This is a genomic window from Paraburkholderia susongensis (genome assembly GCF_900177725.1).
Taxonomy (GTDB): domain Bacteria; phylum Pseudomonadota; class Gammaproteobacteria; order Burkholderiales; family Burkholderiaceae; genus Paraburkholderia; species Paraburkholderia susongensis.
Genome location: NZ_FXAT01000002.1, coordinates 88,422 through 113,141, shown reverse-complemented (window position 1 = coordinate 113,141; position 24,720 = coordinate 88,422). Strand labels below are relative to the sequence as shown.

Sequence of the window (24,720 nt, the reverse complement as noted above, 5' to 3'; positions counted from 1 at the left end):
CGTTGCACGCGCATCGAAGCGCAGGCGGTTTCAGGTAGCAGTGAACACTGCCGCCATCACGCGCCGTCACTTCTTTGGATTCAACTTTCGCCAGATAAACGGCGCGCCGGAAAAGCCTGCCGCCGCGCGGCTTTGCGAGGCGGCTTTTTCACGCGAGCGGCGGGCAGGGCGCGCCGGCGTTCTTGCCGTTCGCGCCGTTTCCAACTGCCGCGATATCGTTTCGATGCGCTGACGAAGCAGATCCGTTGCGGCCACGCGTTCGGCCAGCAACGCGTCCTTTTCCGCGAGTTGCGCGCTGGTTGCCGCATGCCGTGTATTGGACGCGACCAACCCGGCTTTCGCCACGGCAAGTTCATCGCGCAAGGCATCGCGCTGCGCCCGGAATTCGGCCTCGAGCGTCGCCGTCCGCTCATTGCCAGCCTGCAATTCCTTGCGCAGACGTTGCGCCGCCTCCCGTTCGCTCTCGATCTCAAGCAACGCACGTTTTTCGGCGGCAGCGAGCCGCTGCTCGTTCTGTTCGTGCGAGCGGCGCAGCTTGGCCAGTTCGTCGGCGAAATCGCGCCGGGCGTCCGCCAGCGCGGCGCTTCCCGTCGCGATTTCTTCCTTCGACGCCGCCAGTTGCGTCATCAGCATCTCGTTGGCGGTCTGCAACTCGACGATGCGTGCCTCGAGCCCGCCGATCTGCGCGCGCAGCGCGACGGCGTCGTTCGCTGCCTGCTCAGCCTTCTGGACGGCGGCCAGCCGCTGTATTTCCCGTTCCTGTGCCTCTTCGCGCGCCGCGGCGACTTCCGTCTGCGCGTCCTGCCGGAACACGTCCAGCGCGGCGCTCGCGGCGTCGCTCGACAGACGCCATAGCTGGGCGGCGAATTCTCCGGCTGCCGCCGCAACGTCGGACGGCAGATCCGGACGCCCGACGTCGACGCGAGTCTTGTCGCGCACCTCGACCCAGAAATCGCGCAAAGCCTTGGCCGGCGCGCTCATGCTGCCTTTGCGCACCAGTTGATAAAGCCGGTTGGCGGTCGGCGTTTCACCGTAGCGGAAAAACAGCAGCGCACAGACCTCGCGGTACAGCGCCTGTGTGTCGGACGCATGTTCGCGGGCGGCTTCGATGTCGGATTCGAGTGTCATGGCGCGCTCAGGGCATAGGGTTGTCGATACGTTGATAATACAACGTAATACGCTAAAAACACTACACATGAACATCTAATACACGACATTAGTACTATAATGTCGTGTTTATGGAATGGGGATGTAGATCTTTCGGATGTTCCTCTGTTTGCATGAATTTGCCGCCTTCACACACGTCTGCGCACGTGTCTAAGATCGCTCACTTCCTGATCAATTCCTGATGGACTGCAGGAAATAGTGATCCGGCAACGACATGCCAAGGCCTTGCCGCGCCGCTTCCCGGTATGCGTGCCCGCCCACCGCCGCGAACTGAACCCCCCAGTTTCCGACCGTGTAATAGAAAGTGATCTGCCGGGCATCCGTGCGGCCGGGCGCGCGGCCGGTAATGACGTCGGTGTAGACCGGCCAGCCCGCCGTATCCACGCGCTCGCCGCGCGACACGGGCAGACGCGCCCGCTCCTCGTTGCTTCCGCCGATGAACGCATTCGGGCTGCCCGACACACGCTGGCTGAAGCGTTCGCTTTCCTCCAGCGCAAGCCGCTCATGGCCCTGCGCGATGCGCACGTCGAAACGGGCTGCCACCCGGGCGTCGAATTCACGCGGCGTGAGCGCCACCACGTGCATGCCGGGTTCCAGCCAGTCGGCGTCGATCACGGGCGTCATGCTGTCGGTGCAGGTGGCGACGATGTCGGCGCCGCGCACCGCTTGCTCAGCCGAGCCCACTGTTTCGACCTCGATGCCGAATTTCGCCCGCATGTCGTGCGCAAAACGCGTCCGGTTCGCTTCGCGACGGCTGAAGACGCGCACGCGCCGGATATCGCGCACCGCCACCAGCGCTTCGAGAAACGTTTGCGCCATGCCGCCCGAGCCGATCATGCCGACGACATGCGCGTCCTCGCGCGCCAGCAGCCGGGTGCCGAGTCCTGCCGCGCCGCCCACGCGCATGTGCTGCAGGTGGCCATCGTTGAGCATCGCGAGCGGCGCGCCGTTTTCGGTACTGAACAACATCACCAGCCCGCAATACGTGCCGGGCTCGACGCAGTACTTCTGCTCACTGCCCGCGCGGCCGTCGGCGTCACGCGGCCACACCATCACGTCCGATTTGAGACGGACCGCCAGAATGCCGCCGGTCGCGCCATCGACCGAACCAAAACGGTAATAGCTGTCGTCGCTCAGCGTCGGCACATACGTGTCGATACGCGGACGCCCAATCGAGGCGCCGTCCGGCAGCCCGGCGAACGCGCGTTCCTGCACGTCGATGCAATCGCGCATCGTGAGCACGCGCGCGACACAGTCGTTATCTATCAGCAGCATCGTGTCGAGTCTCCGAGCTGGTGGATCAGCGTGCGACGAGCCGCGCGGCCCCTGCCCCCGCGCGCCGTCCGAACACGACGCCGGCGACGAGCCCGGTGCCGCTGCCGTAGTTGTGATAGTAAAGACCGCCGACAATTTCGCCCGCCGCGAAGAGCCCCCGGATCGGTGCGCCCGACGTGTCGAGCACCTCGGCGTCGGTCGATACCTTGAGTCCGCCGAACGTGAAAGTCACGCCCGTGGTGACGCCGTAGGCTTCATAGGGCGGTGTGTCGAGCCGATTGGCCCAGTTGGTTTTGTCGATGGCGAGCCCGCGCGTGCGCAGACCGTCGTGGATGTTCGGATTGAACGGCGTATCGGGCCGTGACGCATCGTTGTACGCGCGCACGGTGCGCAGAAAACCTTCCGGATCGACGCCCGTGAGTTTCTGCGCCAGTTCTTCGAGCGTATTCGCCGTTTCCTTCGTGATTCGCGCAATCCGGTACTCGTCGCGCAGCAGCTTGACGACCTTCTGATCGAATATCTGCCAGGCAAAAAGACCCGGCTGGCGCAGTACTTCGTGCCCATATTTCGCGTAGGTGAAGCTATGGAAATCGAGTCCCTCGTCGAGGAACCGCTCGCCCTTCGCGTTCACCAGAATCCCGAACGGATAATTATGTTTCTGGAAGCGGTCTCCAATCGTCAGATCGCCGTACTCGGGCGCGTTCATGTCCCATTGCACCGCATGCGCGCCCGACCAGTGCCCCGTGACCGCCGCGCCGATTTCCATCGCCATCTTGTGACCCCAGCCGGTGTTGTAGCGTGTGCCACGCACTTTCGCGAGATCCCAGTTCGGCCCGAGATAGCGCGCGCGCATCTCCGCGCTCGATTCGAACCCGCCGCATGCGAGCACCACCGCTTTCGCGCGAATCTCGACCGGCTTGCCGTCATGCATCGCGCGTACGCCTTCGATACCTCCGTCGCCATGCAGGAGACCCATTGCCTGCGTCCGATAGACAACATCGATTCCCGCATCTTTCAAGGCTTGATGCAGCGTTTCGACGAGATGCGTGCCGCCGCCCAGAATGTGGCAGGCAAGACCGCCCCAGAAGCGAAACTTGCCTTCGACACGAAACGCCTGCCGCCCCAGCGCCGGCTGGAATCGCACGCCATGCCGCTTGAGCCACAGCGCGGCGTCATAGCTGTTGCCGATCAGTACGTCGGTCAGATCCGGATCGGCGCGGAACTCCGTGAGCCGGCCGATATCGTCGAAGTACTGCTCACGCGTATAGGTACCGAAATCGATATTCGGCAAATCCAGTTCCGCGATATCCGGCGCGAGCTTCAGCAGATCGTCGATGGAGTCGTAGACGAAACGGAATGCACCGCCCGTAAATGCGGAGTTGCCGCCGCGCGCTTCCTGCGGCGCACTCTCGAGCAGCACGATGCGCTTCGCGCCGCCTTCGCGCGCGGCCAGTGCCGCATTGGCCGCCGCGTTTCCCGCGCCGATTACGAGCACGTCGATATCGTTGAGTTCATTGACGTTGAGGGTCATCAGTTGGCTCTCCAGTTCCAGTGTTCCATAGGTAAGCAGACCTTAGCGTCGCGGGTATTCGGCAAGCGGCGTCAGCGATGCCGCGTCGGCTTCGACACCCACGCCAGGGTTCAGGGTTTCGAGGCTGCGGCCGGTGGTCCGAGGGCCGAAGACGACGGTAATCAACGCGGTCAGGAACCACGCGCCCGCGATATACATGAACACGGTTGCGTAGCCGTAGTTCGTGTAGACCGCGGCGATCACGAAAGCATTCGCCACATTCGCGATCCGGCCCGCGCCATACGTGAGACCCGTGGCGCTGTTGCGCACGCCGGTCGGAAACTGTTCGGGCGTATACGAATAGAGCAGCGTCGCGAAGGTCTGCGTCAGCATGCCGACCGCGAATCCGAACGTCACGATCAGCACCGGGGTAAAGCTCAGCCCGTACAGCAGACCAAATGCCGCGATCAGCAGCGCGACGAGCGCGATCAGATGCTTGCGTTCGAAACGGTCGGCGGGATAGACCGCGAGCAATGCGCCGAGCGGCGCACCCACGTTGATCAGCGTGAAATACGTCAGGCTGCGGGCAATCGTGATGCCGTGATGCACGAGCAGGGTCGGCACCCAGGCTTCGAAGCCGTAGAAGCCGATCGTCTGCAGCAGCCAGATCGCGCAGAGCGCGAGCGTGCGGCGACGGTAGACAGGGTTGAACATCGTCGTCCACGGCTCGCGCGGTTCGGGCGCTCGCACGACCACTTCCGGTGCGCTCAGCACATTGCCTTCGGCCATGCTCCTCGTTTCCATCGCCGCGAGCGCGGTTTCCGCTTCGCTGAAGCGCCCTGCTCTCACGCTCCAGCGCGGCGACTCGGGAAGCCGTTTCGCGATCAGCGGAAACGCGATGCCCAGCGCGCCCCACACGAAGACCCAGCGCCAGCCGTCCGGTCCGTATGGCACGAGCAGCCGCGCGACGAAGTTCGTCATCGGAATCGCGCACAGGTTGATGACCATGGCCCACGACTGCCAGGTGCCGCGCGAGCGCGCCGGGAACAACTCGGCGATGTAGGTCATGACCGTCACCATGCCCGCGGAAATGCCGAAGCCGGTGATGACCCGTGCGGCGAACAGATACGGGACGCTCGGCACGAGCGCGGTGGCCAGCGAACCGAGCGACGAGATCAGCACGAACAGCATCAGCGAGCGTTTGCGGCCAAGCCGGTCGGACAGCAAGCCACCGAGCGTCGCGCCGAAGAACATGCCGATGAAACTCGCGGACGTGATCAGCGCGATCTCGTTGATCGCGATGTGCCAATGCCGGACCAGCGCGGGCGCCGCCGACGCAAACGTGTTGATATCGCAGCTATCGAAAAAGAGCGGAATCGCGAACAGGAACATCCATTCACGATGCATCCGCGAGTTCGGCAAACGGTCGACGCGCGCAGCGACGAGTAAGTCGTTCATGCCTGTCTCCTTCATGTCCGGCGGTCGTAGCCGCGCGATTGTCTTGCGGATGAAGCCGTCCGCTGGGCCCGACAGCCGCGTCAGTGCCGCAAACCAGCTTCGAGTAAAGCGCTCAACGTGGTGACGTCTTCCAGGCTGTCGATGCGCCAGAGCATGCCCAACGCGTCGCGGCTCGCATCGGGCGTCAATGCGTGATTCGCGCAGTCGAGAAACTTGGCTTCGATCCGCGCGTCCGGCAGCGGATTCGCCGACGTCCTGCCCGCCGCCCGCGCGACGCGGCGAGACAAGCGCCGCCCATCGCGCAGCTGAACCACGACTTCCGCGCCGAAATGATCCGCCTGCTGGTCCGCCAGCGGATCAGGCTCTGCGACGATCTTCGCCATCAGCGCGCGAATCGCCGGGTCGCGGAACGCCTCGCCTTCGAAGTCGGACAGCACCACGCGTGCCTGCGCCAGCGCGCGCGCCACGCAGTACTGCACGCTGAATTTCGCGTCGAGCGCACTGGCCGGCTGCGGGCGATTCGTATGCTGAAGGCGGCGGGGATGCGTCCACGAGATGACCGATTCGACATCGTCCGGCTTCAGGCCGTAGTCGCTGACGAGCATCAGCATCGCGTCGATGGCGGGGTGCGTGCTGCCGCAACATGGATACTGCTTGATCGCAATGCCCGGTTCGACGATGTCGAGCGGCTCGGCCCAATGGCTCAGCGCCGCTTCAGCGTTGTAATGGCCGATGCCGTTGTAGACGTTGAAAAATCCCTGGCGATGTTCGAAGGCTTCGTCGCCGGCGCTGAAGCCCTCGCGCGCCAGCAGTGCCGCGATCAAGCCGTTGCGCGACGCATGGCCGACATGCAACGGCTTCGTCATGGTGCCGAAATTGGCCTTGATGCCGGAGGCGAACGACGCGGCAATCGACAACGCCGTCGCCGTGCGCGCCGCGTCCAGTCCGAGCAGATGCGCCGACGCCGCACATGCGCCGAATACGCCGAGCGTCGCCGTCGGATGCCAGCCCTTGTCGTAGTGGTGAAAATTGACGGCGTGCGCGATGCGAGCCTGCGCTTCGAAACCCGCCACGTAGGCGGTGACGAGCTGCCGCCCGCTCGCGTGCGCATCTTCGGCCAGCGCGAAGAGCGCGGGCAGGATCGGCGCGGACGGATGGCCGCCGAGCGTATTGCTGCAATCGTCGAAGTCGAGCGCATGCGCGGCCGTGCCGTTGACGAACGCCGCGTCGCTCGCCTTCATCCGTTCGCGCGTGCCGACCACGAGTGCCGCCCCGTTCGAGGGCCCCGCCACGGTCCGCGCGATCCGTGCGCACGGCTCTCCCGCGCCGGCGAGCATCACGCCGATCGTGTCGATGATACCGATGCGCGCCCAGCGCAACGCTTCGCCGGGCACGTCGGCCCACGCGAACGCCGCGATGCGTTCACCCAGCGATCTGGCAATGTTCGCAGTACTCATCGGTGGTCTCCTCCAGCAGATGCATCGGGTGGCGAAGAAGGCATCGCGTCGAGCCAGTGCAGATCCGCTTCGTCTTCCACCCGGTCCAGCCGCTCGAACAGCGTGGACGCCGCGGCGCCTGAGCGCTTTGCCATCCGCATGAACTTGCCGCGCAACTGGGCCGGTGTGAACGGTGTCGACGGGCAGCCCGGAAAATCCGCTTGCGCCCTCTCGTAGATCGTGCCGTCATCGAGCGTGATGCGTGTGACGGTTGCGAGACCGGTGGCGCCGCTCGCGACCAGCGTCACGCGTTGCGCGAGCTGACGGATGGCCTCGTCCTGCAACAGGCGCTCGCCGAAGCTCGCCGGATCGTCGGCATCGTGCAGCAGCGCCGCCGCCACGCAAACCGGTACGCTGTATTGCGCGAGAACCTGATTGGCCGGCAGCTTGATATCGTGATTCGCGGCCAGACGCGGCGCGCCCTCGATCTGGATGGCGGTGATACGGCGCGCGTCGATATCGTGTGCGGCGCGCAGTTGCTGCGCCGCGTAGACCGGTGTGTGCGCCACGATGTGGCACGCGTAGCGCTTCAGGCATAACGTCGGCGTTTCGTAGCGCGTGCCCAGACCGTCGGTCAGACGCGCCGCGTCCGAGGTCTCGCAATACGCGTGCAGAAAACCGTAGCGCCCTTCGAGCACGCTCGATGGTCCGTCGAAGCCCGCTTGCGCCAGTTGCACGGCGACGATGCCCGATTGCGCCGCGCGTCCCAGGTGCAGACGTTTGACGAGACCGCCGTCGCCGGACCTGGCGAATTCGAGCAACCCGCCGCTCAACGAGCCGGCAATGCCGAGCGCGTGGCACAACGTGTGCGCATCGACGCGGGCCAGCTTGCCCGCGACGATCGCGGCGCCGAACGGCCCCGTCAGACCCGGCGCATGAAAGCCGCGTGCTTCGGCGGAGTGCTTCGTGGCGGCACCGATGCGAAACAGCACCTCGATACCGGCGACGAGCGCCGCGAGCAATTCGCGCCCCGACGCGCCGGCAACCTGTGCGGCGGCCAGTGCGACCGGCACCAGCGTTGCGCCGGGATGAACACCGGCGCCGGGTTGCCGCAGGCTGTCGAGCTCCGCCGCATGGACCAGCACGCCGCCCGCGAACGCCGCCGCTTCGGGCGCGACGCGCCGGTTCGTGCCAGGAATCGCGCAAGGGCCCGCGGCCGCATGGCCGACATAGCGCAGCGCGGCCCTCCCGGCCTCCACTTCGTGTCCGTACAACGCCGCGCCGATCGCATCGATCAGGCAGTCTTTCGCAAGCCGCACGACGTCGGCGGGCAACTGCTCGAAGCGCACACCGAGCGCATACTCCGACAACGACTGCGCCGCGCTGAGCCCTGCCGATGAAGCCGGTTGCATGAAAGCGTCTCCGTTGATCATTGACGTGCTTCTTCGTCGGCTTCTTCGTCGGCTTCTTGGTCGATCACCGACCGATGGCGCGTCTCGGGCATCAGCACATACGTGACGAGCGAAATCGCCGCGCACGCGCTCACGTAATAGAAGAACCACGCTTCGTGACCGTCGTGCTTGAAGCGCAACGCGAGATATTCGGTGGTGCCGCCCATCACCGAGGACACGATCGCAAACGGCAGGCCCACGCCGAGTGCGCGAACCCTGGCGGGAAAAAGCTCCGACTTGACGAGCCAATGGATCGACGAAAAGCCGCTGAGAATACCGAGGGCCGCAAGGTTCAGCGCGAACGCCGTGAGCGCGCTATGCGTCGCGCCGAGCGCATGCATCAGCGGCACGGTCAGGAACGTGCCGCCGACGCCGAAGATCATCATGACCGGGCGCCGCCCGATCAGATCGGACAGCAGGCCGAAAAGCGGCTGGAAACCCATGTAAATGACCAGCGCCACGGTCGCGACCAGCGTCGCCGTATTGCGGCTGAAACCGGTGGTGTTGACCATGAACTTCTGCAGATAGATCGTGAACGTATAGAACGCGACCGTGCCGCCGATGCTGATGCCGATCGTCCACAGTGTCTGACGCCGGTGCTGGATCAGCAGCACGAGCAGACTGCCCCGCTCCGTCTGCGTGCGCGCCTGTGCTTCAGCACCGGCACCGCGATTGCGTGCGAACGCGTCGGTCTCCGCGATGCCGCGCCGCAGATAGAGTGCGAACACGGCCAGTGCGCCGCCGATCGCAAACGGAATCCGCCAGCCCCACTGTTCGAGTTGCGTGGGCGTCAGCACGAGCCGTTGCAGCACGAGCATCAGCGCGAGCGCCAGCAGTTGGCCCATCACCACCGTCACCTGGACGAAGCCGACAAAGAAACCGCGCCGGCCCGTCGGCGCCATTTCGCTCAGATAGGTCGCGCTCGTGCCCGCTTCGCCGCCCATGCTGAAGCCCTGCAGCAGACGCGCGCAGATCAGCACGGCAGGCGCGGCCACGCCGATCGACGCATACGTCGGCGTCGCCGCGATGATCAGCGAGCCGATGCTCATCATCGCAACCGACAGGCTCAGCGCGATGCGCCGCCCATGCCGGTCGGCGAGCGCGCCGATGGCCCAACTGCCGAGCGGCCGCACGACATAGCCGATCGCGGCGACGGCTGCCGCGTTCAGAAGTTGCGCGGTCTGATTGCCGCCCGGGAAGAACGCCTTGCTGAAATAGATGGAGAAGATCGAATACGCGAGAAAGTCATACCACTCGATGACATTGCCGGCGCTGCCGCCGATGATCGAGCGCAATTGCTCGCGCCGCGCGGCACGCGTCGCGGGTAACGTCAGAGTGTGCGCAGTGGCGGCCACGATGGCTCCTCAAGCGGCGAGCGCGAGAAGACGCGCCAGCTCGCTGGCGTCCGGCTGGTCTTCGGCGTGCATCACCCAGTCGACGATGCCGGCGATTTGCCGGGCGTCGATCCGATGCGCGGCAAGCTTTCTCATCTTGCCCACGATGTCCGCCGCGCTCGCGAACGCGTGTTCGCTGCCGCGCTGCGCCTCGACCGTTTCTTCGAGCCGGGTGCCGTCGCGCAAGCGCACCTCGACGCGCACCATGTGCCGCAGGAGCGAGCCGCGCGCCGTGATCGACGGATCCTCCACCACCTGAACGCGCTCCGCCAGCGCCATGCGCTGCGGGTCCGCGACTTTGTCCTCGCTGAACTGGTCGACGAATACGTCGCCTTCGAGCAGCAGCGTTGCGACGCAATACGACAGGTTGAGCTGCGCCGAGGTCAGCCCCTGTGGCACGTACTTCCAGCCCACATGGTCGACCGTCACGCGCGAACCGTGCACGACGATCTGCTCGATATCGTCCGGGCCGAACGGATGGCGCGCCTGCATCGCACGGATCGCGTCGAGCGTCGTGTGATTGCTGCCCACGCACGAGTAGAACTTCAGCGCAATGCGCAGGGTCTCGAAGCGCTCGCCGAGGCCGTCCACGAGTTGCGCCAGATCGAAGCGGTCCAACGAGCGCGAGAACGTGCTGCAAAATCCGCCGTAGGGGTTTTCAAACACGTCGACGATACCGGTGAAACCGTTTTGCGCGAGCAACGCGCCGTACAGGCCGCTTTGCGCGGCGCGGCCCGCGTGCATGCGCTTGACCATCGCGCCGAACTGCGCGGCCATCAGCCCCGCCGACTGCGTGCCGCCGATCCCGAGCGCATGCACTGTCTGTTGCGCATCGAGCCGCAGCGCGGCTGCCGCGCCAGCCGCCGCGGAAAATACGCCGACCGTCGCGCCCGAATGCCAGCCCTGTGCGATGTGCTCGGGTCCCATGCACATGCCCACGCGCGGGCCCACTTCGTAGCCCGCCACGCAGGCACGCAGGAACTCGCGCCCCGTCATCGGCGCGTCGGCGGACAGCAACTCGGCAACGGCCAGCACGGCCGGCAAGGTCACCGCGCCGACATGCAGCACGCCGACGCGATGCACGTCGTCGAGTTCGAAACTCTGGATCAAGGTGCCGTTGACGAGCGCCGCATGCGGCGCGGACAAACGCAACGGCATGCCCCACACGCGGCAGCCCGGCGTACTGTCGACGCGCTGCAAGGTATCCGCAAGAATGCGGCTCCACGGCAGTCCCGCGCCGAATATCGCGCAGCCGATTGAATCGAGGATCAGAAGTTTGATGCGCGCGCGCACTTCGTCCGGTATCGCCTCGTATTGCAGGTTCGCGACGAATGCGGCCACGCCGCCCGTATAAGGGTTTGTGCCTATGTCGTTGTGCTGGTTCATCGGCTTGAACGTCCCCTGAATGAATGAGCTTGCACGGAAATGTCGTGCCTTCAGTATCAGCAGCGGGAACGCATTTGTGAATTGCACGCGACGTGATTATTATTGCGTCACACGCAAGAGTCAGCGGAGTACCGATGAACCGTTTTCCGACTGTCGATCTCGACGCATTGCGAGCCTTCGTCGCGGTCGCGTCACACGCGTCGTTCAATGACGCGGCGATCGAATTGAACCTGTCCGCCTCCGCTTTGACGCGCCGTATCAAACGGCTCGAGGAAGCGCTCGATGTCATGCTGTTCGAGCGCACCACGCGCAGCGTCGCGCTCACCGGTTCCGGCGAATTACTGTTGCCGCGTGCGCAGGGCGTGCTGCGCGACCTCGCTGCGTCGCTCGAACTGGTGAGCGAAGCGACGCGGATGCGCGCCGGCCAGTTGACCATCGCATGCATTCCGACGGTGACGAAATTCATGCTGCCGAGCATCGTCAGCAGTTATCACAAGCGGCGCCCTGAAGTACGGCTCAGGCTCATCGAAGCCAATCTCGCGACGGTCGTGCAGCGTGTCGCGGACGGCGACGCGGAGTTCGGCATCGCGTTTCTGGTCAATGAAACCCCTGAGCTCGCCTTCGATGAACTGCTGGTCGATCCCTATGTGCTCGCCTGCCCCGCGGATCATCCGCTCGCCGCGAGCGAGCATGTCGCGTGGCCCGAATTGCGTCCCTGGCCGCTGATCGTGTCGGGCACGTCGAGCGGCAACCGGCGCATGCTCGATGCCGCGCTCAGGGATATCGACTGGCGCCCCGACCGGCTGATCGAGATCGAGCATCTGACCACCTCATTGGGACTCGTCGAGGCGGGGCTCGGCATTTCCATCATTCCGCGCTGCGCGGCACCGCGCGACCCGCATGCACGCATTGCGATCCGGCCACTGGTCGATCCAACGGTCGCGCGAACCATCGGTCTGATTCGCCGGCGCGATGCCGCGCTTTCGCCGATCGCACGTGACTTTCGCCTCGCGCTGCGCAGAATGGCGCCATTCGATCCATCGAGCCTGCGCGGTGTTATCTGAACGTTCCGCCTGTTCTGGCGTTTTCGGGCAAACACGGCGAACTCTTCGCCGTGCGTTGTCCCGTTCGATATCAAGCGCTCGCGGACTCGCTGGACCCGGCGGCGGCTTTTGCGTCGATCGCCGAGTTATAACGCGGCGCCAGCCCGAGATGCTCGAGCAACCGCCCGAACTCGCCGAGCCGGTGCTTCACATAGGCAGGCACCTCGACGTCCGCGTAATCGTAAAAGCCCTTGCCCGTGCGGATACCATCCCGTCCTTCTTCCATATGCCGCGTGATGATGCCAGCCGGCTCGAAGCGCGGATCGATCTCCTTCGCAAGGTAACGCGACGCGTAATACAGAATGTCGCAACCACCCCAGTCGATGAATTCGAGCAACCCGAGAACCGAGAAGCGCAGACCGAAGCCCGTACGAACGGCCGTGTCGATGTCGTGCGCGCTCGCCACGCCCTCTTCCACCATGCGCGCCGCTTCGTTCATTACGAGCGCCTGAATGCGCGGCACGATGTACCCCGCCGACGCCGCGCACTCGACCGGCGCCTTGCCGGCACGCCGCAACAGATCCTTGAGCCGCGCGAGCACCGCAGGGTCCGTGATATCGCTGCGGCTGATCTCGACGAGCGGCATCAGATGCGCGGGATTGAGCCAGTGCGCGTTGACGAAGCGCTGCGGATGCGTGACCGCCTGCTGCAGATCGGTGACGAGGAACGTCGACGTCGTGGACGCGATCGTTGCCGCGCTGCCAACGCGCGCGCAGAGCCACGCGAATGCCTCCTCCTTGGCCGCCATCACTTCGGGCACCGCTTCGAACACGACCTCGCAGCCGGCGAGCGCAGCCTCGGCGCCCGCGCGATCGAGTACTTCGACGCGCGCGAGCGCATCGGCGGCCTGGCTCGCGTCGATCCGGCCGAAATCGGCCTGGGTCTGCAGCTGCCGGCCAATCTCGCCGAGCGCGGCCGCCGCAAACGCGGCGCGTGCAACCGCGTCGCGCTCCTTGAAGTCGATGAGCGTCACGCGCAAGCCGGCGAACGCGAACGCGAGCGCAATGCCCTGCCCCATGCGTCCCGCGCCGAGCACGTGGACATGTTTCACGTCGGCGGCGCTGTGCATCATGCGAGCCCCCGCACGAGCCGATCGCGCATCGCCTCGCGCGACAGCGCGGCCAGCCCGAGGTTTTCGAGCGTGCGGCCCTCGCGGTACAGATCACGCTCCGCCACCGCGCTCGCGATGCTCAGGAGCCCTTGAGCAACCGGCGTCGGCACGCCTGCCCAGCGCCCAACCGAGACGATGAACGACAGTCCGAGCCGCGTGTCCTCGAGCATGTAGCGATGCGTCTTCAGGTCGATCTTCTCGCGCCAGTCGCCGCTGTCCGTCAGCTTGCCGTGCGCGCCGCGCCCATACATCCATTCGTCGCCCTCGCTCGCGTAGTGATCGGCGAGCGGAAAATGCGGCGCGCCGTATCCGAGCGCTTCGCGCACGGCCATCCGTTCGGCGTCGAGCGCGCTCGTCACGCGGCGAATCGACGCTTGCGTGCCTTCGTTGTGAATGTCCCAGGATTCGAAATGCTCGAGCGGCCCTGCGTTCATCATGATGAGAGGCGGATGGATCACCGGTCCCGCGTTCATCAGCGCACCGCTGAGCGCATCCTCGATCGGCTCGACACTGGGATAGCCTTCCTTGAGCACGGGAAACGCCCAATCGGCCGCGGCGGCGGGCAGCACGCCCGTGGGCAGACGCGTCGCGTAGGCGCTAATCACCACGTCGTTCTCGCCGTGGCGCCGCACCAGATACGGCAACGTGCCCGTTTCCGCGAATGCGACGCGCGCGCGGTTGCCGGCGTCGTCCATTGCCTTCGCGAACACATAGCTGCCGAACGTGCCGGGCGGCAGATAGACCACCTGTCCATCCGCGAGGAGCGGCGCGAGTTGGCCCGCAAGCGATTCGTGCGTCGTCGATGGCAGCGGAATCACGATCAGACGCACGTCGCGCACCGCGCTGCCGAGATCGCCGGCAAGACGAATCGCGCCGCGCGCGTCGCCCACCGGCACGCGACGCGTGCCGCGCCAGTCCTTCACGTTCAGCTCGCCCAGTTCGCGCAGACGCGCGCATGCCGCCGTATCGCGCCGCCACCATGTGACCTCGTGGCCTTTTTCGAGCATATCGATCGCCGCTGCAAAGCAGCCGTGTCCGCCACCCAGTACGCTAACCTTCATTCTTCGCCTCCTTGTGCAATAGCATCGAGATTAAGGGGGCGGCCCGATCGCCGCACTTCCACATGCGCAAACGCTGTTCAACACCGGCAACACAATTGCGACGGCCGCGTACGCGTTGCGCCCGGTATGAGGGTGAATCCTTTCTTGCGCGGACTTATTGGCCATCGGATCATAGGCGTGCGGCTCGCCGCCGTTTGTTTCTTCGAGGCCACTAAACGATGGAAATTGCGATTCCGCGCAAACACTGCAACCGGCTCGGCGCATCACGCGCGCGCGAGGACGTCCAACGCGAAGTGGCGAAGCTGCTTTGCGAACACCGCATGGACGTCTCGGGCCATGAACCGCTGAACGCCGCCGAGCTCTATGGCGTCGCGATGCATCGCGCGAGCCTGCTCGAACTGTGCTACGGCCGCGAAACACGTATCGACGCAGGCGCGCTCGACAATCACTATCTGTTTCGCACGACCCTCGCCGGCCGTTGCGAGCTGCAATCGGGCAAGGAGCGCGTGTCGCTGTCGGCGGGCAGCCTGAGCGTGTCGTCGCCGTCGCGCGAGAGCCGCATCAGCACCGACATGGCCTGCCGCAGCCTGCTGCTGCGCATCGACCGGGCCGCGCTCGAAATCAGGCTCGCCGAGATGCTGCAAAGCTCGCTGCGCCGTCCGCTCGTGTTCGATCTCGAAGTCGGCCGCGCGCACGGCGGAGCCGCCGTGTTCCACTCGACGCTGCGCTATCTGTGCAGCCTGTGCGAGCAGATCGACGCGAGCGCGCGCGACAGCCTGCTCGGTCCCGAGCTCACGCAGTGGCTTGCCACGCTGCTGCTGATGCAATTGCCGCATTCGTACAGCGAGACGCTCGCGCGCGGCGCGAAGCCGCCGTTGCCGGCGCATGTCAAACGCGCGCGCGAGTATATCGACGCGCATCTCGGCGACACGCTGTCCATTGCGACGCTCGCGCAAGCGGCAGGCGTGTCGCCGCGCACGCTGCAAAACGGCTTTAGCCAGTTTCTCGACGTGTCGCCCGCCGAATACATCCGCGAGCGGCGCATCGAAGCCGTGCACCGTACGCTGAAGGGGGATCCGGAGCGAGGCGTCACCGACGTGCTGCTCGAGCACGGTGTGCACAGCCCCGGCCACTTCGCGAAGGCGTATGCGCGCCGCTACGGCTATCCGCCTTCGGCGACCGCGAAGCGCGGCATGTAACGAACGTTTCCATGACCCACTCCAGCGACCTCCTTCCGCCACCAGGCGACGAATCCGCAGGCGCACTGCGCGTCCAGAACCTCGACCTGAACCTGCTGAAAACCTTCAACGCGGTCTACGCCGAGAAGCATGTAGGACGCGCCGCGCTGCGCCTCGGCATTACGCAGCCATCGGTGAGCCACGCGCTGGGACGCCTGCGCCTGCTGTTTCACGACGCGCTCTTCGTGCGCACCGGCGGCGGCGTCGAGCCCACGCCGCGCGCGCAACGTCTGGCGGCCTCGATCGACCGCTCGCTAGCGATCCTGCAAGCTGTGCTCGACGAAGGCGCGCAGTTCTCGCCGGCCACCTCGCGCCGCACGTTCCGCCTGTATATGAGCGATTTCGCGGAAAGCGCCTTTCTGCCGACGCTGTTGCGTGAGCTCGACGGGCGCGCGCCCGGCGTCGTGATCGAGACATTGCACATCGAGGAAAACCAGTTCAACGTCGCGATCGAATCGGGGCGTATCGACTTTGCGATGGGGAATTTTCCCCATGCATTCAGCCACTTCCACCACTGCGAGCTGCTACAGGAGCGTTATGTGCTGATGATGCCGCGCCGCGTGGCCGAACGTTACGCGCTCGACGATCACTTCGTGCTCGACAGCACCGTGCCGCCCGCGTTGCAGTTCATCGCGGTAAGCTCGCATCCGCAGTCGACGGCGCTGCTCGAGCAGCACGGGCTCGCGTCGCGTGTGCGAGTCGCGGTGCCCAATTTCATGGTGGTGCCCGCGATACTCTATCGCTGCGACTACGCGCTGATCCTGCCGCGAACCGTTGCACGCGCGTTCGCACCGCTCGGCGAGATGGCCGCGTTCGAGATCGCCAATGCGTCCACGTGGCCGGTCAATGCATACTGGCATCGACGCTTCGACGCGGACCCCGGTCACCGCTGGCTGCGCGCGCTGCTGATCGAACTGTTCCGCATCGGCACGCGCGAGCCCCACGAGAGTTGGCTCGCGATCCCGCCCAATCTGAGGCCGTCCGCACTCAACCCGTGAGCGCGGGCGGCAGCCTCGCGTGCTCAGAAGGACGTCAGGATGCCGGCCACGAGCGAGCTGGCGGTGGCTCCAGGCTTGCCGACTGGCACCCCGCCGCCGCCCGCGCCGTTGATCGCGAACGCGGCGTGTTCTCCATTGCGAACCATCGCCGCCCCCGTATAGAGGACCGTGCGCTTCGACAGCGGATAGTCGAGGCGCAGCCCGTACGAATCGGCGTTGCCTGCGCTGTCCGCGATCTTGCGATAGTGACCGTAGCTCACGAGCAGCGACGCCTTGCCGATCGGCACCGTCGCGTTCAGTTCGAAGAAGTCGTTGTGCGGGTTCGAGTAGGCGCTCGCCACCGCCGTCGGTACATCGGGGCCGCCGCGGTGGCGCAGGTAGATAAACGCGGGCTTCACGAAACCGAAGTCGTACGAGATCGCGCCGAGCGCGTAGTTGCCGGTGCCGGTGGGACTCGTCGGCGACAGCGCCGCGGCCGTCGCGGTGCTGAACTTCTGCTGCATGTAGTCGACATCGATCGACAGTGGCCCGTTCGCGTAGTTGAGCCCGGCGCCATAGGTATCGCCGAGGGTCGACGGCACGTTGGCCGCGCCGTTGGCGCCGCGCGAGGCCGTCGCGCGCAGCAGGAAGCCGCCGATGCGCGGCGACGTGTAGCGCAGCGTGTTGCTCGTGCGCAGAAACGTGGGCAGCACGAAATTGTTCGACGCGTTGCCCCACGCGAGCCCCGCGCCATAGCCGGGCAGGCTGTAGGTCACGAACGATGTGTGCAGGACCGTATAGGTTTCGCCGGCCTGCAAGCCGCCGAAAGGACCGGTCAGCCCGACCCATGCCTCGCGGCCGAACAGCGCGCCGTTGCCGCTGATAGCGCCGTTGGCCGAGTTGAAACCGTTTTCGAGCTTGAAGATCGTCGCGTAGCCGCCGCCCAGATCCTCGACGCCCTTCAAGCCCCATTGCGTCGCGAACAGATTGCCCGTGCCCATGCGCGCCACATGGTCCGGCCCGAAGTTCGCGTACTCGATCGACGTATCGATACGGCCATACAGCGTGATGCTCGATTGCGCGAAGGCCGGCACTGCCGCAGCCATACCCGCGAGTGAAATACACCACTTCCAGTTGGTCATCCCTGTCATCCCGGCGAGAAGAATGGATCGTCGCTTCGCATACGAGCCCGCGAAGCGCGTCACGTTATTGAAGAACCGGGGCGAGTCTAGAAAGGCCAATATCGAACGTCGATCAAGCCGGGCGTATATCACTTATAGATCCGGTTCATGAGCGCGTCGGCAACCGGCAAACCCACCGTCAATGAAGCCGCGAGCGCCCGTCCGTGCGTGATTCGCGGGGATCTCCCTGGTAAATCCTTTAGGCCGGTCGGTAGTTGCCACCAGATGTCTGGGACATTTGAGCCTTTGTCTGCGAAATTTGTTTGCGTACGCTGGTTCGACTCGCCTCGTCTGCGTGCATGCAGCAGGGAACAACACGATCGATACATCGGAGAACAAGAATGAGCCCCACCACTGGTAGCACACCCGCCAGCGCGAAAGACGCCCGACGCTACACGTACGAGTGGTACGTCGTGCTGATCTGCATGCTCGCCTATGTCTTTTCGTTCGTCGACCGTCAGGTACTCGCGCTGATGATCGAGCCGATCAAGCGCGACCTGCAACTGACCGATACGCAATTCAGCCTCCTGCAGGGCTTCGCGTTCTCGCTCTTCTATGCGGTGATGGGCATCCCGCTCGCGTACCTCGCCGACCGCTTCGCGCGGCCCCGTATCATCGCGGCGGGCATCGCGCTGTGGAGCGTCGCCACGGCCACCTGCGGCATCAGCCAGAACTTCCTGTACATGTTTCTCTCGCGCATGAGCGTCGGCGTGGGCGAGGCCTCACTGTCGCCCGGCACGTACTCGATGCTCGCCGACTATTTCCCGAAGGAGAAGCTCGGCCGCGCGGCAGGCGTCTATTCGCTAGGCTCGTTCATCGGCGGCGGCATCGCGTTCCTGATCGGCGGCTATGTGATCGCGCTGCTCAAGCAGGCGTCGATGGTGACGCTGCCGATCGTCGGCGCGGTACACGGCTGGCAGGTGACGTTCTTCATCGTCGGCCTGCCCGGCCTGCTCGTCGCTCTCGTGTTCATCCTTACGGTGCGCGATCCGCAACGCAAGGGGCTCGTGCAGGACGCAAGCGGCAACGCGCGGCGCGTGTCGCTCGCCGATTCCGCGCGCTTCATCCGCTCGCACGGCAAGACCTTTTTCTGCCACTACATCGGTTTTTCGTTCTACGCGATGACGCTGTTCTGCCTGATGAGCTGGACGCCCGCGTTCTATATCCGGCGCTTCGGCATGTCGCCGGTGGAAGCCGGCTACACGCTCGGCACGATCCTGCTCGTCGCCAACACCAGCGGCGTGTTCTGCGGCGGCTGGCTCAACGACTGGCTGCTGCGGCGCGGGCGCAGTGACGGCCCGATGCTCGCGGGCTGCATCGGCGCGGCGGCGATGATCGTGCCCGCCGCCGCCTTCACGCAAGTGGATAGTCTCGGCGGGTCGCTGACGCTGCTCGTGATCGCTATGTTCTTCGCGTCGTTCCCGATGCCGACTTCGACAGCCGCGATGCAGACGCTCGCGCCGAACCAGATGCGCGCGCAGATTTCCGCCGTCTTCCTGCTCGTGTCGAACCTGATCGGTCTCGGCATCGGTACGACGCTCGTCGCGCTGCTGACCGACAAGGTGTTCGGCTCGCCGCTCGCCGTCGGTCATTCGATGTCGATTGTCAGCCTCGTCGCGGCGCTGCTCGCGACCGTGCTGCTGGGGTTCGGTTGCCGCCAGTTCCGTCTGAGCCTCGAGCGCGAGCATCGGCATGCACAGAGCGCGGATGCCGGCATGGGCGCGCAACACGCGGCGAATACGGCGAACGCGGCGAACACGGAGCTCAGCGCGACGCGCGTCTGACTGGGACGAGCGGGGGCCGTTTCGCGGCCAGCAAGTCGCGGCCGGCAGGAACAGAGGCAAGACCCCATCATGCAGCGCATTCATAGCGCCCATTTTTGGCCGGAATTTGACCCGTGGTTGCACGGCTCATATCGTTGCCCCATGCCGTGACGACGTGACTCACCTGCGTCGCCCGGCATCTCCACAGAGCGGCAACCTCAACTTCATGCCTGGCCCTCACCATGAATCCTGACGCCTTGAATTCTCACCTGAGTACTCCCCTCGCCGCGCACCGCCTCGCGCGTCCGAAGAGCGCAGTCCGTCGAGCCGTGACCACTGCCGTACTCGGGCAGATACTCGAGTGGTACGACTTTTTCCTCTACGGCACCGCTGCCGCACTGGTGTTCGGCAAGCTCTTTTTCCCGGTGGGCAACGATCCCTTGACGGGCACCATCGCGGCCTTCGGCGGCTTTACCGTGGGCTTCATCGCGAGGCCGATCGGCGGCGTGCTGTGCGGGCATCTCGGTGACCGCTATGGCCGAAAAACCGTGATGATGTTCACGCTCATGACGATGGGCACGGCCACCGTGCTCATGGGCGCGCTGCCCACCTATCATCAGATCGGCATTGCGGCACCCGTTCTGCTCGTGGTCCTGCGCATTCTCCAGGGGCTCGCCGCGGGCGGCGAATGGAGCGGCAGCATCCTGCTCATCCACGAAAGCGCGCCGCTCACGAAGCGCGGCGCGCTGTCCGCATGGAGCCCTTGCGGCGCCGCGTTCGGTTTCGTGCTGTCGACGGGGGTCTTCATGCTCGCGCAGCAACTCTCGCACGACGACTTCCTGAGCTGGGGCTGGCGCGTGCCGTTTCTCGGCAGCGCGGCGCTCGTCGTGCTCGGCTTATGGATGCGCCGCTCGGTTAGCGAAAGTGCCGCATTCGCCGAGGTCAAGGCGACGCGAAATGAAAGCCGCATGCCCGTCATCGACGTCCTGCGGCAGTGTCCGCGCGAAGTGCTGACCGTGTTCGGCCTGCGCTTCGGCGAAGGTGGCGCGTCGTATATCTTCTTTGCGTTCTCGATCGCTTACGGCCAGTTTCTCGGCGTCAAATCGTCGTGGATACTCGGCGGACTCACGCTCTCGATGCTTCTGATGATCCCCGTGTCGCTGCTGGCCGGACACATTACCGACAAGGTGGGACGCAAGCCGGTGTATCTGCTTGGCGCCATCGCGATGGTGCTCGTCGCGTGGCCGTACTTCGCGCTGCTCGGCTCGGGCGAGTACTGGAAAGTGATGGCCGCGCTCCTGCTCGCGAACAGCCTGACGCTCGGCATTCTCGAAGGCGCGCAACCCGCTTTTATCAGCGAGATGCTGCCGGTGCATTTGCGCTACTCGGGGCTCGGCATCGGACGGGAAATTTCTTCGGTGCTGGGTGGCGGCCTCTCGCCGATGATCGCCACGGGCCTGCTCGCGTACTACCGAAGCGCCGTCCCCGTCGCGATCTATCTCGGCGCGCTCGGACTCATCACGGTCATCGCCACCTGCTTCGCCCGCGAAACCTGGCCCAAAGCGATGCGTGCCGCAGCCCGTCAGCAATCCGAATGAAATTGCCGGCCCGGCCGGCGACACCTGACCCGTTTCAAATTTTTCAAGAGGTAATCCGTATGCATGCCCTGCAGACTGCAAGCGCCGACGTCCGCGGCTCCGATCTCCGGCTCATCGCCGGACAGGATGGCTACCCCGAATATGCTGGGCCGCTTTCGCTCGACGCGCTGATCAGCGAAGTCGAGCGCCGCCGTGACGATTTCGACGCGCTCTCGCACGTGCCTCGCGACATGGTCGCGAAAATGAAGCGAGCCGGTATTTTCCGGGCGAGCACGCCAAAGCGTTTCGGCGGCGACGCGCTGCCGCCGCACCAGTTCCTCGCGATGCTCGAACGCATTGCCATCGCAGACGGCTCGACCGCATGGGTCGCCGCGTTCGGGTCGGCGAATACGTACCTCGCGTCGTTGCCGGTCGAAACCCAGGCGAAACTCTACGCAGGCGGACCCGACCAGGTTTTCGCGGGCGGACTCTATCCGCTGCAAAAGGCGGTACGCGTGCCGGGCGGCTTCAAAGTGAGCGGGCAATGGCGCTTTGCGAGCGGCTGCAAAGGGGCTGACTGGATCGGCGTGGGTATCGGCGGGACACCCGGCAACTCGGGTGAACCCAACGCCGGCAAACCGTTCACGGCCGTATTTCCCGCCAGCGAAGTCGAAATCGTCGAGAACTGGAAGGTGGTCGGCATGCAAGGCACGGGAAGTCACGACCTGCGGCTCAAAGACAAATTCGTCGACGAGGGTTGGACCTTCGTGCGCGGCGGCGCGGCGCTGATCGACGAACCGCTCTATCACTATCCGGCCGTCGCTTATCAGGCGCAAGTGCATGCCAGCGTGAACATCGGTCTCGCGCGCGCCGCGCTCGACCTGCTCGCGGGCATGTCGGGCGTGACGCAAACCACCACGGGCGCGCCGCGCCTTGCCGACCGCGCCTATTACCGCTCGGGCCTGGCGCAAGCCGAGGCGCGCCTGCGCAGCGCCCGGGCATTCTTCTTCGAGTCGGCCGAAGCGGCATGGCAAACGATCCTCGCGGGCGACCCCGTCGCGCCGGCCGAGGCCAATATCCTGCGTCTGAGCGCGACACACGCGGCGCATACCTGCGCCGATGTCGTGATGGAGGCCTACAAGATGGCGGGCATCGGTGCGATCTACCAGGAGAGCCGCATGCAGCGCCTCGTGCGTGACTCGATTGTCGTGACACAGCACGCATTCCTCGGCGAAGGCACCTATGACGCGTCCGGGGCATTGTTCGTCGGCATTGCGCCGGTGACGCCCTATCCCTGATCGAGGAGGTCCGACTGCCATGATCCTCGATGAAACACGGGTGCGCTTTCGCGATGCCATGGCCTCTCTCGCGGCGGCCGTCAACGTGATCACCACCGACGGTCCGCGGGGGCGCTGCGGCATCACGGCAAGCGCGGTCTGCTCCGTGACCGACGCGCCGCCGACGATGCTCGTCTGCATCAATCAGACGAGCTATGTACACGACGTTCTGCACGGCAACGGGCAGGTCTGCATCAATGTGCTCGGCGCACGCGGCCAGGAGCTGGCGCGCGTATTCGCGGGCATGACCGCCTGCTCGATGGCTGAACGCTTCGATCAATGCGAATGGCAATCGGGCCGGCTTGCCGTTCCAGTGCTGGCCGATGCGATCGCGAGTCTCGAAGGCACGGTTTGCGACAGCAGGACGGTGGGATCGCACTCCGTGTTCTTCGTGCGGATCGAGCACATCGCCTTGCGCGACGAAGACGACGGTCTCATCTATTTCGGCAGGCAATTCCATCGGCTCGCGCGCGCGGCCGTTACTTCCACGGCGGGGTGAGCATGCAGGTCTGCCTGTTCCTCATGGGCGCGAGCGGCAAGGAGCCGCCGCTCGATTCCCGCGCACTCATGCATGCTGCGGGCGACATAGAAGGGCTTTGCCAACTGGTCGTGCACGAGCCGATCGCGGACCCGGTCAGTCCGGATACGGCACAGGATTCGACGACGCCGTCATGCATGCTGCAGTGGTACTTCGACGACCTCGCGGCTCTGGAGATCGCTCTCGAACCAGAGGGCGCGGTGCATCGCGCGCTGCGGGGCGCCGCGCTCGCGAAGCTCGACCCGCATGCGTTTTCGCAGCAGATCATGGCCGTGCGCAAGCTCGCACCACCGCAGGCCATGCCGATGAACGACCGCGCACAGCGATGCACCTACATGGTGGCCTATGAAGGCCCCGCCCACGACTTCGGGGCGTGGCTCAGCCATTACCTGAAGCATCATCCGCCGTTGATGCTGCAGTTGCCTGCATTGCGCGAGCTGGAGATCTACACGCGCATGGACAGTTGCAGCGGCTTGCCTTTCGCGCACGTCGACGCCATGCAGCGCAACAAGGTCGTATTCGACGATGCGCAGTCGCTCGCCCGTGCACTCGCCTCGCCGGTGCGCGACGCCATGCGCCGCGACTTCCAGGCTTTGCCGCCCTATAGCGGTGCAACTCCGCATTACCCAATGCGAAGCATTTACGGTAAATTCGCAGGACCGTGACCGGCTTTCGCCTTGCTGTCGGGCAGTATCGAGCAGTACTTGGGCGCGGCGTGATGCGCCGCGCGCTCCGGCACGGGCATCGCCACTCGTTCGAGATGTAGTGCATGAGCCAATCCAACCTTGCCGGCACCGATCTGAACCTGCTGCGAGTATTCCTCGCCATCTGGGATCTCCGCAGCCTGACCGCCGCCGGCGAACGGCTCGCGATCACGCAGCCTGCCGTCAGTCACGCACTGCGCCGGCTGCGCACGCTCTTCGAAGACCCGCTCTTCGTGCGCACGCCGAACGGCATGGTGCCGACCGACGCCGCCTTCCGCCTCTATCCGCCGCTCGCCCAGGCGTTCTCGATCATCAGCGAGGCGGTCCAGCAGATCGCGAAATTCGATGCCGCCACGGCGCGGCGCGTGTTCCGTATCTCGATGTCGGACATGTCGGAGTTCTATTTTCTGCCGCCCCTGCTCGCGATGCTCGATCGCGAGACGCGCGGCATTCGCATCGAAGTGACCAATGTGCCGGTCGAGTCGGTAAGCGCCGCGATGCGCGCCGGCGAGATCGATCTCGCGCTCGGCTATGTGCCGGGGCTCGACGCCGGTTGCGTGACGCAAACGCTGTTCGTGGACGAGCATGTCTGCGTGGTGCGCGCGGGACACCCGTTGCGAAAGACGAAGCCCACGCGCGAGGACCTGGCCGCCCTGCGCTACGTTTATGCGAGCACCAATGCAACCGGTCACCGCATGGTCGAACAGTGGCTCGACGAGCTGAATCTCAAGCGCGAAGTGGTGCTCAGGCTGCCCCATTTCGTCGTCGCGCCGGAAATCGTCATGCACACCGATCTCGCGGTTATCTTTCCACGGAGCATCGCGCGCCGCTTCAACCGCGGCAAGGCCTTTCGTATTCTGCCCCTGCCGTTCACCCTGCCCCCCATCGACATCCAGGTGCATACGCATACGCAGTTCGCCGCCGATCCGGGTATCGCCTGGCTGCGGCAAACGCTCTACGAGATGTTCCATCGGCCTGAGGCCTGACTCCTGAGGCCTGACTCCGATCCATCGCGCTGATAACAGCACTCGATTTCGGTTGATTTGACGCTGG

20 protein-coding genes are annotated in these 24,720 nt (G+C 65.2%); 9 read left to right on the top strand and 11 right to left on the bottom strand.

The genetic code is table 11. The features are described from left to right. Positions 1 to 66: 66 nt before the first annotated feature. From B9Z01_RS05670 to B9Z01_RS05635, 8 genes are all read right to left on the bottom strand, one after another. Positions 67 to 1,128, bottom strand: a complete 1,062-nt coding sequence (locus B9Z01_RS05670; protein WP_085481284.1) for a DNA-binding protein — start codon at positions 1,126 to 1,128, stop codon at positions 67 to 69. A 210-nt stretch (positions 1,129 to 1,338) separates the two neighbouring features. Beyond that, positions 1,339 to 2,442, bottom strand: coding sequence for an ornithine cyclodeaminase family protein (locus tag B9Z01_RS05665; protein ID WP_085481283.1), 1,104 nt, complete (start codon positions 2,440 to 2,442; stop codon positions 1,339 to 1,341). Between the two features lie 25 nt (positions 2,443 to 2,467). Next, positions 2,468 to 3,973: an FAD-dependent tricarballylate dehydrogenase TcuA gene (gene tcuA, locus B9Z01_RS05660; protein ID WP_085481282.1), complete on the bottom strand. Its 1,506-nt coding sequence runs from the start codon at positions 3,971 to 3,973 to the stop codon at positions 2,468 to 2,470. Positions 3,974 to 4,015: 42 nt separating this feature from the next. Further along, on the bottom strand, positions 4,016 to 5,410 hold the full coding sequence (locus B9Z01_RS05655) for an MFS transporter (RefSeq protein WP_085481281.1): 1,395 nt from the start codon (positions 5,408 to 5,410) through the stop codon (positions 4,016 to 4,018). Between the two features lie 80 nt (positions 5,411 to 5,490). Beyond that, a complete protein-coding gene (locus B9Z01_RS05650; protein ID WP_085481280.1) occupies positions 5,491 to 6,867 on the bottom strand; it encodes an MmgE/PrpD family protein in 1,377 nt (458 codons plus the stop codon). Next, on the bottom strand, positions 6,864 to 8,258 hold the full coding sequence (locus tag B9Z01_RS05645; protein ID WP_167387441.1) for an MmgE/PrpD family protein: 1,395 nt from the start codon (positions 8,256 to 8,258) through the stop codon (positions 6,864 to 6,866). Before B9Z01_RS05645 ends, B9Z01_RS05650 begins: the two co-directional genes overlap by 4 nt. Positions 8,259 to 8,275: 17 nt before the next feature. Next, on the bottom strand, positions 8,276 to 9,652 hold the full coding sequence (locus B9Z01_RS05640; protein WP_085481278.1) for an MFS transporter: 1,377 nt from the start codon (positions 9,650 to 9,652) through the stop codon (positions 8,276 to 8,278). Positions 9,653 to 9,661: 9 nt separating this feature from the next. Continuing rightward, positions 9,662 to 11,077, bottom strand: coding sequence for an MmgE/PrpD family protein (locus B9Z01_RS05635; RefSeq protein WP_085482006.1), 1,416 nt, complete (start codon positions 11,075 to 11,077; stop codon positions 9,662 to 9,664). A gap of 134 nt (positions 11,078 to 11,211) precedes the next feature. Between B9Z01_RS05635 and B9Z01_RS05630 the strand changes: the two genes are divergently transcribed. Next, positions 11,212 to 12,141, top strand: a complete 930-nt coding sequence (locus tag B9Z01_RS05630; RefSeq protein WP_085481277.1) for a LysR family transcriptional regulator — start codon at positions 11,212 to 11,214, stop codon at positions 12,139 to 12,141. 70 nt (positions 12,142 to 12,211) lie between these two features. On the opposite strand, the gene B9Z01_RS05625 is transcribed toward B9Z01_RS05630, so the two are convergent. Both B9Z01_RS05625 and B9Z01_RS05620 read right to left on the bottom strand, forming a co-directional pair. Then, positions 12,212 to 13,249 carry a 3-hydroxybutyryl-CoA dehydrogenase gene (locus B9Z01_RS05625; RefSeq protein WP_085482004.1) on the bottom strand — a complete coding sequence of 346 codons (1,038 nt, stop codon included), beginning with the start codon at positions 13,247 to 13,249 and terminating at the stop codon, positions 12,212 to 12,214. Continuing rightward, positions 13,249 to 14,352 (bottom strand): NAD/NADP-dependent octopine/nopaline dehydrogenase family protein, encoded by a 1,104-nt coding sequence (locus tag B9Z01_RS05620; protein WP_085481276.1) that lies wholly within the window; start codon positions 14,350 to 14,352, stop codon positions 13,249 to 13,251. The genes B9Z01_RS05625 and B9Z01_RS05620 overlap by 1 nt, the downstream gene beginning before the upstream one ends. A 218-nt stretch (positions 14,353 to 14,570) precedes the next feature. Here B9Z01_RS05620 and B9Z01_RS05615 point away from each other — a divergent pair, with 218 nt between their 5' ends. Together B9Z01_RS05615 and B9Z01_RS05610 are read left to right on the top strand one after the other, a co-directional pair. Further along, the gene (locus B9Z01_RS05615) at positions 14,571 to 15,551 is read left to right on the top strand and encodes an AraC-like ligand-binding domain-containing protein (protein WP_085481275.1); all 981 of its coding nucleotides are present in this window, start codon (positions 14,571 to 14,573) and stop codon (positions 15,549 to 15,551) included. An 11-nt stretch (positions 15,552 to 15,562) separates the two neighbouring features. Further along, positions 15,563 to 16,588 (top strand): LysR family transcriptional regulator, encoded by a 1,026-nt coding sequence (locus B9Z01_RS05610; RefSeq protein WP_085481274.1) that lies wholly within the window; start codon positions 15,563 to 15,565, stop codon positions 16,586 to 16,588. Between the two features lie 23 nt (positions 16,589 to 16,611). Here B9Z01_RS05610 and B9Z01_RS05605 read toward each other — a convergent pair whose 3' ends face one another. Beyond that, a complete protein-coding gene (locus B9Z01_RS05605) occupies positions 16,612 to 17,709 on the bottom strand; it encodes a porin (RefSeq protein WP_085481273.1) in 1,098 nt (365 codons plus the stop codon). Positions 17,710 to 18,089: 380 nt separating this feature from the next. Here B9Z01_RS05605 and B9Z01_RS05600 point away from each other — a divergent pair, with 380 nt between their 5' ends. The 6 genes from B9Z01_RS05600 (at position 18,090) to B9Z01_RS05575 (ending at position 24,653) form a co-directional block, all read left to right on the top strand. Further along, the gene (locus B9Z01_RS05600; RefSeq protein ID WP_085481272.1) at positions 18,090 to 19,532 is read left to right on the top strand and encodes a spinster family MFS transporter; all 1,443 of its coding nucleotides are present in this window, start codon (positions 18,090 to 18,092) and stop codon (positions 19,530 to 19,532) included. Between the two features lie 221 nt (positions 19,533 to 19,753). After that, entirely contained in the window at positions 19,754 to 21,109 is a 1,356-nt protein-coding gene (locus B9Z01_RS05595) for an MFS transporter (protein ID WP_085481271.1), read from the top strand. A 59-nt stretch (positions 21,110 to 21,168) separates the two neighbouring features. Beyond that, positions 21,169 to 22,386: an acyl-CoA dehydrogenase family protein gene (locus B9Z01_RS05590; protein ID WP_085481270.1), complete on the top strand. Its 1,218-nt coding sequence runs from the start codon at positions 21,169 to 21,171 to the stop codon at positions 22,384 to 22,386. A gap of 19 nt (positions 22,387 to 22,405) precedes the next feature. Continuing rightward, complete coding sequence (gene hpaC / locus B9Z01_RS05585; protein WP_085481269.1) at positions 22,406 to 22,924, top strand: 4-hydroxyphenylacetate 3-monooxygenase, reductase component; 519 nt, start codon at positions 22,406 to 22,408, stop codon at positions 22,922 to 22,924. A gap of 2 nt (positions 22,925 to 22,926) precedes the next feature. After that, a complete protein-coding gene (locus B9Z01_RS05580) occupies positions 22,927 to 23,628 on the top strand; it encodes an EthD domain-containing protein (RefSeq protein ID WP_085481268.1) in 702 nt (233 codons plus the stop codon). A gap of 104 nt (positions 23,629 to 23,732) precedes the next feature. Then, positions 23,733 to 24,653, top strand: a complete 921-nt coding sequence (locus B9Z01_RS05575) for a LysR family transcriptional regulator (protein ID WP_085481267.1) — start codon at positions 23,733 to 23,735, stop codon at positions 24,651 to 24,653. Positions 24,654 to 24,720: the final 67 nt, after the last annotated feature.

Coding starts and splice junctions, on each gene's coding strand:
- B9Z01_RS05670 (WP_085481284.1), bottom strand. CDS start 1,128: ATGACACTCGAATCCGACATCGAAGCCGCCCGCGAACATGCGTCCGAC.
- B9Z01_RS05665 (WP_085481283.1), bottom strand. CDS start 2,442: ATGCTGCTGATAGATAACGACTGTGTCGCGCGCGTGCTCACGATGCGC.
- tcuA (WP_085481282.1), bottom strand. CDS start 3,973: ATGACCCTCAACGTCAATGAACTCAACGATATCGACGTGCTCGTAATC.
- B9Z01_RS05655 (WP_085481281.1), bottom strand. CDS start 5,410: ATGAACGACTTACTCGTCGCTGCGCGCGTCGACCGTTTGCCGAACTCG.
- B9Z01_RS05650 (WP_085481280.1), bottom strand. CDS start 6,867: ATGAGTACTGCGAACATTGCCAGATCGCTGGGTGAACGCATCGCGGCG.
- B9Z01_RS05645 (WP_167387441.1), bottom strand. CDS start 8,258: ATGCAACCGGCTTCATCGGCAGGGCTCAGCGCGGCGCAGTCGTTGTCG.
- B9Z01_RS05635 (WP_085482006.1), bottom strand. CDS start 11,077: ATGAACCAGCACAACGACATAGGCACAAACCCTTATACGGGCGGCGTG.
- B9Z01_RS05630 (WP_085481277.1), top strand. CDS start 11,212: ATGAACCGTTTTCCGACTGTCGATCTCGACGCATTGCGAGCCTTCGTC.
- B9Z01_RS05625 (WP_085482004.1), bottom strand. CDS start 13,249: ATGCACAGCGCCGCCGACGTGAAACATGTCCACGTGCTCGGCGCGGGA.
- B9Z01_RS05620 (WP_085481276.1), bottom strand. CDS start 14,352: ATGAAGGTTAGCGTACTGGGTGGCGGACACGGCTGCTTTGCAGCGGCG.
- B9Z01_RS05615 (WP_085481275.1), top strand. CDS start 14,571: ATGGAAATTGCGATTCCGCGCAAACACTGCAACCGGCTCGGCGCATCA.
- B9Z01_RS05610 (WP_085481274.1), top strand. CDS start 15,563: ATGACCCACTCCAGCGACCTCCTTCCGCCACCAGGCGACGAATCCGCA.
- B9Z01_RS05605 (WP_085481273.1), bottom strand. CDS start 17,709: ATGACCAACTGGAAGTGGTGTATTTCACTCGCGGGTATGGCTGCGGCA.
- B9Z01_RS05600 (WP_085481272.1), top strand. CDS start 18,090: ATGAGCCCCACCACTGGTAGCACACCCGCCAGCGCGAAAGACGCCCGA.
- B9Z01_RS05595 (WP_085481271.1), top strand. CDS start 19,754: ATGAATCCTGACGCCTTGAATTCTCACCTGAGTACTCCCCTCGCCGCG.
- B9Z01_RS05590 (WP_085481270.1), top strand. CDS start 21,169: ATGCATGCCCTGCAGACTGCAAGCGCCGACGTCCGCGGCTCCGATCTC.
- hpaC (WP_085481269.1), top strand. CDS start 22,406: ATGATCCTCGATGAAACACGGGTGCGCTTTCGCGATGCCATGGCCTCT.
- B9Z01_RS05580 (WP_085481268.1), top strand. CDS start 22,927: ATGCAGGTCTGCCTGTTCCTCATGGGCGCGAGCGGCAAGGAGCCGCCG.
- B9Z01_RS05575 (WP_085481267.1), top strand. CDS start 23,733: ATGAGCCAATCCAACCTTGCCGGCACCGATCTGAACCTGCTGCGAGTA.